The organism is Streptomyces laculatispora (assembly GCF_017353455.1).
GTDB lineage: Bacteria > Actinomycetota > Actinomycetes > Streptomycetales > Streptomycetaceae > Streptomyces > Streptomyces laculatispora.
In genome coordinates this window covers 1-9,218 of sequence record NZ_JAFMPZ010000140.1, presented here as the reverse complement: position 1 = coordinate 9,218, position 9,218 = coordinate 1, and the positions used below count along the sequence as shown (strand labels likewise).

The following is a 9,218-nucleotide window of genomic DNA, read 5'->3' as shown; positions in this document are numbered from 1 at the left end:
CGGGCGCGCAACACCAAGGCCTACCTCACGTACGTGGCCGCCAAGATCGCCGGCGCGGCCGTCTCGCTGTTCGCCGTTCTGGTCACCAGCTTCTTCCTCTTCCGGCTCATCCCCAGCGACCCGGTGAAGCAGATGACGGGCGGCCGCCGCGTCTCCACCGAGCAACTGGAGTCGCTGCGCCACCAGTTCGGCCTCGACCAGCCGATGTGGCAGCAGTTCACCACCTATGTGGGGGACGCGCTCACCGGCGACTTCGGCACCTCCTTCCAGTTCCACGCCCCGGTCATGGACAAGATCGTCGAGGCGCTGCCGGCGACGCTGCTGCTCACCGGCACGGCGTACGTCCTCTACAGCGCGCTCGGCATCTGGCTGGGCACCCGTACCGCCTGGCGCAACGGCTCCACGAGCGACCGGTTCAACACCGCGCTCGCGCTCACGCTCTACTCGGTGCCCTCGTTCTGGCTCGGCCTGCTCCTGATCATCGTCTTCTCGGTGGGCATCGGCCCGATTCCGGGCATGTTCCCGACCGGCGGTCTGGACTCGGGCAACGAGACCGGCTTCGCGTACGTCCTCGACGTCGCGCACCACATGGTGCTCCCCGTGATCACCCTGGTCGCGGTCGGCTACGCGCAGACGCTCCTGGTGATGCGCTCCTCGCTGCTCGACGAGATGGGCAGCGACTATCTGACGACGGCCCGTGCGAAGGGGCTGCGCGACGACGCGGTACGCCGCAAGCACGCCGTGCCCAACGCGATGCTGCCGACCTTCACGCTGATGTTCGTCAACCTGGGGCAAGTGGTCGCCGGACAGATCCTGGTCGAGACCGTGTTCTCCTGGCCGGGCCTGGGCGGCCTCTTCTACCAGGGGCTCAGCGTCCCTGACCTGCCACTCGTCCAAGGGCTGTTCTTCGTGTTCGCCACCGCGGTGATCCTGGCGAACACCCTCGCCGACGTGCTGTATCCGCTGCTCGATCCCCGGGTGGGCCGATGACTGCCGAATCCATGCCCGCCTCCACCCCCGAGGCCGAGAAGCCCGCGCCCGACGGGCCGGGCGCCGGGGTGGCCAAGAGCCCGCGCGCGCTGGCACGGGCCCGTAAGCGCCGCTCCATGGCCCGCTTCTGGCGCGAGTACCGCAGGCACCCGGGCGGCCTGTGGGGGCTGGCCGGGCTCATCCTGATCGGGCTGACCGCCCTGTTCGCGCCGGCGCTGGCCGGCGCCGACTCGCAGAGCGTCACCTCCGCGCCGGGCGGTGCGCTGGAGGCACCGAGCGGCGAATTCCCGCTCGGGACCGACCAGTTCGGACGCAGTGTGCTCGCCCTGCTGGTGTGGGGAGCACGCGTCTCGCTGACGGTGGGGCTGCTCGCGGCCTTCCTGTGCGTCGCCATCGGTACGGTCGTCGGCATCCTCGCGGGGCACTTCCGCGGCTGGTACTCGACGGTCCTGATGCGGGTCACCGACTGGTTCCTGGTGATGCCGACCCTGGTCCTGGCCATCGCGCTCGCCACCGTGATGGACCGCTCGCTGTGGACGGTCATCATCGCGATCGGCGTCACCACCTGGCCGACGACGGCCCGTCTGGTGCGGGCGCAGACGCTCGCCGTGGAGTCCCGCCCCTACATCGAGCGGGCCCGCGCGCTGGGCGGCGGACACGGCCACATCATGACCCGGCACGTCCTGCCGAACGTGATGCCGCTGGTGCTCGCCCAGACCACGCTGGTGATCTCCAGCGCGATCCTGACCGAGGCCACCCTGGCCTTCCTCGGCCTCGGCGACCCGACCATCACCTCCTGGGGCGGCATGCTCCAGGACGCGCGCGAGGCCGGCGCCGTGAGCTCGGGCGACTGGTGGTACCTGGCGCCGCCCGGTATCGCCATCGCCCTGGTGGCACTGGCGTTCACGCTGTGCGGCCGCGCCATCGAGTCCGTCCTCAATCCCAAGCTGGGGGTGGCCCGTTGAGCACGACGAGCATCCACAAGACGCCGCTGCTCCAGGTACGCGATCTCACGGTGACGTACGCCGGCGGGGCCCAGGCGGTCCGCGGGGTGAATCTGGAGGTCGACGCGGGACAGAAGCTCGGCATCGCCGGGGAGTCGGGCTGTGGGAAGTCGACGCTGGCGCTCGCGCTGCTGCGTCTGCTGCCGGCGGGCACGAAGGTCTCCGGCGAGATCCTGCTGAACGGCGAGGACGTCCTCGCCATGAAGTGGGGCCGGGTCCGGGCGGTGCGCTGGGCCGGTGCCTCGATCGTCTTCCAGGGCGCGATGCACTCGCTCAACGCGGTGCACCGCATCGGGGACCAGATCGCCGAGCCGATCGTGCTGCACCGCAGGACGACGCAGGCCGCCGCGCGGAAGCGGGCCGGTGAGCTGCTGGAGCAGGTGGGGCTGCCCGCCGCCCGAGCGGACGCCTATCCGCACGAGCTCTCCGGCGGACAGCGCCAGCGCGTGATGATCGCGATGGCGCTCGCCTGCGATCCGGGGCTGATCATCGCCGACGAGCCGACGACGGCCCTCGACGTGATGATCCAGGCCCAGATCCTGCGCCTGATCGAGCAGTTGGTCTCCGAGCAGGACCTCGGACTGATCATGATCAGCCATGACCTGGCCGTGCTCTCGGACACCTGCGACCGGCTCGCGGTGATGTACGCGGGACGCGTCGTCGAGCAGGGCCCCGCCTCCGAGGTCTACGAGAGCGCGGCCCACCCGTACAGCAAGGCCCTGTCGGGCGCCTTCCCGCGCATCGGGGACCCGGCCTCCCGGTTCGCTCCCCGCGGGCTGCCGGGCGATCCGCCCGACCCGTCGGCTCTGCCGGCCGGCTGCACGTTCCACCCGCGCTGTCCGGTGGCCCTGGACTCCTGCACCACGCAGGACCAGGAGCTGCGGGACTCCGGACCCGCACGGCAGGCCGCCTGTGTGCTGGCGGGTCCGGACGGGGCGGCCGCGCCGGCCCTGCCGGGCGCCGAGGAAGCAAGGAGCACCACATGAGCACCACCACGGACCTGCTCAGCGCGCAGGCGCTGCAGGTCACCTTCCCCGGCCGGCACGGTGCCGGTCCGGCGCGGGCCGTCGACGGGGTCGACCTGGACATCAGGCCGGGCGAGATCGTCGCCCTGGTCGGCGAGTCCGGGTGCGGCAAGACGACGCTGGCCCGTTCGCTGCTGGGCCTGGTCCCGCCGACCTCCGGGCGGATCACCTTCGGCGGCAAGCCGCTCGACTACGGGAACCGGGCGCTGAAGGCGTACCGCAAGCGGGTCCAGCTGGTGCTCCAGGACCCCAGCGGCTCGCTGAACCCGCGCCACACGGTGTACGACGCGGTGGCCGAGGGGCTGCGGATCCACCGGTACGGCGGCGACGAGCGGGAGGCGGTGACCAACGCCCTGTCCCGGGCGGGGCTGCGGCCCCCGGAGCGGTTCTTCCTGCGCTACCCGCACGAGCTGTCGGGCGGCCAGCGCCAGCGCGTCGTGATCGCGGGCGCCCTGGTCCTGGAACCGGAACTCATCGTGGCCGACGAGCCGGTGGCCTCGCTGGACGCCTCGGTGCGCGGCGAGATCCTGGCGCTGCTGCTGCGGCTGAGGGACGAACTGGGCCTGTCCGCGCTGGTGGTCACGCACGATCTCGGTCTGGCGTGGAACATCGCGGACCGGGTGGCGGTGATGTATCTCGGCCGGATCGTGGAGACCGGTGACGTCGAGCAGATCCTCACGGCTCCCCAGCATCCGTACACCCAGGCGCTGTTGTCGGTGCTGCCGGAGGCGGAGGGCGATCCGGTGGTGCTGACCGGTGAGCCGCCGGACCCGTCGAAGGTGCCGTCCGGCTGCCGTTTCCATGTGCGCTGCCAGGTCCTGGCCTCCGGCGAGGCGGAGCGAGCGGGCGTCGCGGACGCGTGCCGTACGAAGGATCTGCCGGTGCTGGCGGGAGGCGGCGAGACACAGGTGGCGTGCCACTGGGCGAACGCGGCGGTGGCAGCGCGGTCCTAGGGAGTGCGGTGTACGGGCGGGTCCGGGTCTCCGGTCCTGCCCGTACCTGCTGCTACGGGTGGTGGTGGATGGCCCCCGTGAGTTCGCCGAGCGGCCGCCCGGTGCCGCCCCAGCGGTGCTGGATGATCTCCGCGGCGATCGAGACGGCCGTCTCCTCCGGGGTGCGGGCGCCGAGGTCGAGCCCGACCGGCGAGGCGAGCCGGGCGAGGTCCGCCTCGCCGACCCCTTCGGCCCGCAGCCGTGCGATCCGGTCCAGATGGGTGCGCCGGCTCCCCATCACACCGATGTACGCGGCCGGTGTGCGCAACGCGGCGACCAGCAGCGGGACGTCGAACTTCGGATCGTGGGTCAGGACGCAGACGACCGTGTGCCCGTCGATCTCCGTGTCCGACAGATAGGTGTGCGGCCAAGCGCAGACGACCTCGTCGGCGGTGGGAAACCGCTCGCGGGTCGCGAAGGCCGGACGGGCGTCGCACACCGTGACCCGGTACCCGAGGAACGACCCGATGCGCGCGGTCGCGGCGGCGTGGTCGATGGCGCCGAAGACGAGCATGCGGGGCGGTGGCGCGTACGTCTGGACGAAGACGGACACGTCCTGCATCCGGCGCTCCCCGCGCACCCCGTACCACTGCCGGGCGGTCGCCCCCTGCGCGAGCAGGCCCCGGGCGTCATCGGTGACGGCCGCGTCGAGCCCCTCGTCGCCGAGCGCGCCCTGTGTGCCGCCGGCCCGGACCACCAGCCGGGCACCGGCCGCCGCGGCGCCCGGCAGGACGGTGGCCACCGCGACGGGTTCGCCGACCGCGATCGAGTCCGTGACTCCCCGGAGCCATGCGCGGTCGGCCGCCGCGGCGAACGGCGCGACCAGGACGTCGATCGTGCCACCGCAGGTCAGCCCGACACCGAACGCCTCGTCGTCGCTGATCCCGTACGACGTCAGCTGCGGGCTGCCCGAGGCGAGCACCTCGCCGGCCACCTCGTACACCGCGCCCTCGACACAGCCGCCGGACACGCTTCCCGCCACCGCTCCGTCGGCGGTCACCGCCATCACCGCGCCGGGGGCACGCGGCGCGCTGCCCCGGACGGAGACGACGGTCGCCAGGGCGAACGGGGTGCCGGCGTCGTCCCAGGCACGCAGTTCAGAGAGCAGTTCACGCACGGTACGGACCTCCTGGGGCCCGGCTCACCCGGCCAGGACGCGCCCCACCATAAGTGAGCGGCGGCGCTGAAACGCCGAGGTCCACCGCTGATGCGCAGGGTGCCGCCGCATGGACGCAGGGCACTCCCGGCGCCCGGACCGGTGGGTCAGTCCCGGTCGTACGCGGAGATGAGCTCGCTGCACCGCTTCACATCGGCGGCCATCGCCACCAGCAGCTCGTCGATCGAGTCGAACTTCAGCATCCCTCGTACGTAGGCGAGGAAGTCCACGGCGACGTGCAGTCCGTACAGATCGAGGCCGACCCGGTCGATCGCGTACGCCTCCACCGTCCGCTCGGTGCCGTCGAACTGCGGGTTCGTGCCGACCGAGATCGCGGCGGGCATCGCCTCGCCGTTCACGTTCAGCCAGCCCGCGTACACCCCGTCGGCGGGGATCGCGGTGTGCGGCAGGGTCTCCACGTTCGCGGTGGGGAAGCCGAGCTCGCGGCCGCGCTGCGCACCGCGGACGACGACGCCCTCGACACGGTGCGGGCGGCCCAGGATCTCGGCGGCGCCGGTCATATCGCCCTCGGCGACCAGGCGCCGGGTGAGGGTGGAGGAGAACGGCTCACCGCCGCCCGCCTCGCCGCGCACCCGCAGATCGATGACCTCGACCCGGTAGTCGTACGTAGCGCCGCACTCCGTGAGCAGCCGCACGTTCCCCGCGGCCTTGTGGCCGAAGCGGAAGTTGGGGCCCTCGATGACCAGCCGCGCGTGGAGCTTGTCGACGAGCACCTTCACGATGAAGTCGGCCGGGGCGAGCTTCGAGAACTCGGTGGTGAACGGCAGGATCAGCAGCGCGTCCACACCGAGCTCGGCCATCAGCTCGGCGCGGCGGTGGTGCGGGGCCAGCAGCGGCGGATGGCTGCCGGGCCGGACGACCTCGCTGGGGTGCGGGTCGAAGGTCACGACGACCGACGGCACCCCCAGCTCGCGGGCCCGCTCGACGGCCCGGCCGATGATCAGCTGGTGTCCGCGGTGCACCCCGTCGTAGGAGCCGATGGTGACGACGCTGCGTCCCCAGTCCTGGGGGATGTCCTCCAAGCCACGCCAGCGCTGCACTCTGACCGCTCCTCGCCCGAACCTGTGTACGTGGGTTTGTCTCTTACGCAGGTCTAAGACTGCCATGCTCACGCCCTGCGGCCTGCATCGGCATCGGCATCGGGGTCCCGAGGGCCTCCACCGTCCGCCGCGCACCGGGGCCGACGACCGCCGCCCACTCCTGGGGGGCGTCCGTCAGCCACCCGGTGACCAGGGCGGCGAATCCGGGCACGTCACGGGCCAGTTCGACCAGCCGGCGGTCGAACCGTGCGGCGCCTTCGGGGGTCCGGACGAGCAGCATCCCGGTGCGGTGGACCAGGGCCCTGGTGCGGGCCCGGCCGCGCCCCGCACTGCCGGCCGCGGCAGCCCGCAGCAGCGCGTCGAGCACGATCGGGTCCCGGTGCGCGCCGCCCTGCTCGAAGTCCAGCAGCACTTCCAGCAACTCGTCCCGCAGCGGCTGCGAGGCCGGACTGCCGGGCGAGGCCAGCACCCCGGCGAGCGCGCCGCGGACCGGCGCGGTCGCGGGACGGTCCCGGAGCAGTCCGGTCAGCAGGGGAAGCAGCAGGGCGCGGGCGGCGGGCCCGTGCTCCAGCCTGCGGTCGAGGTACGCCGCGGCGTGCACGGTGTCCTCGGGGTGGCTGTCGACGTAGGCCCGTACGAGCCCGGCTGCGTGCAGGGCCAGCGCGGGGGCGTCGATCGCGGCGAGGGCGCGCAGCACCTCGCCCGCGCCGTCCCCGGGCCGCACGAGACGGTCGCGGTACGCGGTCAGCACCGGCTCGGGGTGCGTGGGCAGGGCGACGGCGAGCGCGGCCGGGGACAGCCGGAGGCCGCCCGTGGCGAAGGCACGGAGCGCCTGCGGCAGATAGCGGTCCCTGGTCTGCGGATCGGCGACGAGCCGGGTCAGCGCCGGCCCGTGCAGATCGGTGTCCCCGGGGCGGGCCAGCAGGGCGAGGGCGGAGCGGCGCAGCAGCTCCCGGTCGGCGTCGCGGGTGAGCTTCGGTGCGACGGCCGCTCCGTACGAGGCGGCCGCGATCCGCCGGGCGCTGCGGTCGTCGTCGCGGGACCACCGCTCGACGGCCCGGCACAGCGCCGAGGGTTCGTCCTCGGCCAGCGCGGCGAGCAGTTCCCCGGCGCGGGGGTGGTCGGTCGAGACGAGCGCGTCGGCCAGATCGTCCACGGCGAGATCGCGGCGGGCGTACAGGAGAGCCTGCGCGGCCGCCGCGACGGTCGGGCGCACCGCCGCTCCCTCCTCGCCCTCCTCGCCCTTCTCGGCGGCGAGCGGCTGCTCGTCGGTGAACCAGGTGCACAGGAGCGGCTGGAGGGTACGCGGATGGGCGGCGAGCCGCCGGGCCACGGCGTCCAGGAAGCGCCCGCCGTCGGCTTCGCCCTCGCCGCGCGGCGGTCCGTCGGCGGGGACGAGCCGCCGGAACAGATCTATCCGGTCCGCCTCGGGCAGCCGCAGCCGCCGCCAGAACCAGGGCCCGAACTCGGCGTACACCCCCTGCGCACCGGCCCCGCCCGCCTCGGCCGAACTGCGGACGACGCGCCCGGTGAGCAGCCGGAGCACCCCGAGGTGCGGTCGGGCGTCGGGCACCCGCAGGAGGGTCTCGGAGAGCAGGTGCGCGGCCCACCAACGGGCGTCCGGGGGCGGACAGCCGCCGTCGGCGGAGGGCAGCGCGGCGCGGGAGCGACCGGGGGGCGGCTCGGCGGCGGCGGCGCGCAAAGCCGCGCGGGGTGCGGCGGGGCCGGTCCCGCCCTCCCGCGTCGCCGGGCCGTCCTGCGGCGGGCCCTGTCCGCCGGTCCTCACCGCCGCCTCGTCCCGTCCCGCGGGCAGCCGGTCCAGCGCCTCGATCAGGTCGGCCAGCCGGTGGGCCAGCGCGGCGGGGCCCTGGCGGCGGCCCAGGAGCAGCAGCGCCTGGATCACGGGGCCGATCCGATGACGCGGCACCGGGAGACTGCGCGGCTCCGCTTCCTCGCCTCCCACGACGGGAGCGGGCACGGGCGCGGTGTCGGGCCCTTCGGCCGCACCCGGGCGGCGGGGGTGCGGAACCCGCGCGCCGCTCTCCCCCGCGGCGGCACCGGGGACATGCCAGCGGTGCACCAGCGCCCGCAGCGCGGCGTCCAGGTCCAGATGCGCACCCTGGACCCAGTCCCCCAGCTCCTCGTGTGCGAAGCGGTAGCCCGCTCCCGCCGGGACCAGCAGCCCCTCGGTGAGCACGGCCGGCGCCCAGCCCGTGCGCCACGGGAAGACGTGCTCGAACGAGGCCCGGTCCAGCTCCCCCGGCCCCTGCCCCAGACAGCGCCTGGCCGCCTCGTGGACCTGCCCCGCCACCTGCGCCGCCAGCCGCCGCACCGCCGTGCCCCCCGGCGCCGGACGGCACTCGGCGGCGATCCGGACCGCGATGCGCAGGCACATCAGGTCCAGGTGCGCGCCGAAGACCTCCTCCGTGCCGGGCCGCCCCGGCGTGTCCGGCGGGAGGGCCGCGCGTACCTCCGCCAGCAGCCGCAGGGTGAGCGGGTGCCGGTCGTGGCCGGCGGCGAGCGCCTCGGGCGGGAGGGCGTACCGCTGCCGGGCCGCCTCGGCCTGGCCCACGGTGAGGTCGTCGATGCGCAGGGCGGACGGCAGCCGCCGGGCGGGCCTGGCCGGGCGGTGCAGCGCGCCGGGCGGACAGAGTGCGCCGGCGGTCTCCCAGTGCTCGGGGCGGCAGGCGACGACGAGCCGCGCGCCGTTCTCCCGCAGCCAGTCGACCGAGCCGGCGCTCCACCGGGCCAGCCGGTGCGCCAGGACGGGCGGCATCTCCTCCGGGCCGTCCAGCAGGACGAGCAGCGGGCTGCCCGAGTCCGCTGCCAGCCGGGCCACCCGCTCCGGGGTGGCGGCCGTCATGTCGCCGAGGGCTCCGGCGGCGGTGACGATGCGTCCCGCCTGCCGGAGCGTGCGGGCGACCGCGTCGGCGAGGGAGGTGTCGTCGGCCAGCAGATCAGCGCCGCGCAGCCACAGGGTGAGTGCGGGC

General features: G+C 74.2%; 7 protein-coding genes. 4 read left to right on the top strand and 3 right to left on the bottom strand.

The features are described from left to right. From J1C73_RS08380 to J1C73_RS08365, 4 genes are all read left to right on the top strand, one after another. Positions 1-990 (top strand): ABC transporter permease (locus tag J1C73_RS08380; protein WP_207315784.1); only part of this gene is annotated, 990 nt, incomplete at its 5' end. Beyond that, positions 987-1,955: an ABC transporter permease gene (locus J1C73_RS08375; RefSeq protein ID WP_372446665.1), complete on the top strand. Its 969-nt coding sequence runs from the start codon at positions 987-989 to the stop codon at positions 1,953-1,955. The genes J1C73_RS08380 and J1C73_RS08375, both read left to right, overlap by 4 nt. Further along, the gene (locus J1C73_RS08370) at positions 1,952-2,980 is read left to right on the top strand and encodes an ABC transporter ATP-binding protein (RefSeq protein ID WP_207315783.1); all 1,029 of its coding nucleotides are present in this window, start codon (positions 1,952-1,954) and stop codon (positions 2,978-2,980) included. The genes J1C73_RS08375 and J1C73_RS08370 overlap by 4 nt, the downstream gene beginning before the upstream one ends. Next, a complete protein-coding gene (locus J1C73_RS08365) occupies positions 2,977-3,972 on the top strand; it encodes an oligopeptide/dipeptide ABC transporter ATP-binding protein (RefSeq protein WP_207315782.1) in 996 nt (331 codons plus the stop codon). Before J1C73_RS08370 ends, J1C73_RS08365 begins: the two co-directional genes overlap by 4 nt. Before the next feature lie 52 nt (positions 3,973-4,024). On the opposite strand, the gene J1C73_RS08360 is transcribed toward J1C73_RS08365, so the two are convergent. From J1C73_RS08360 to J1C73_RS08350, 3 genes are all read right to left on the bottom strand, one after another. Then, the gene (locus J1C73_RS08360) at positions 4,025-5,128 is read right to left on the bottom strand and encodes an XdhC family protein (protein WP_207315781.1); all 1,104 of its coding nucleotides are present in this window, start codon (positions 5,126-5,128) and stop codon (positions 4,025-4,027) included. 146 nt (positions 5,129-5,274) lie between these two features. Next, positions 5,275-6,228, bottom strand: coding sequence for a bifunctional riboflavin kinase/FAD synthetase (locus J1C73_RS08355; protein WP_207315780.1), 954 nt, complete (start codon positions 6,226-6,228; stop codon positions 5,275-5,277). A 43-nt stretch (positions 6,229-6,271) separates the two neighbouring features. Next, on the bottom strand, positions 6,272-9,218 hold a 2,947-nt coding region (locus tag J1C73_RS08350), incomplete at its 5' end, for a serine protease (protein WP_207315779.1).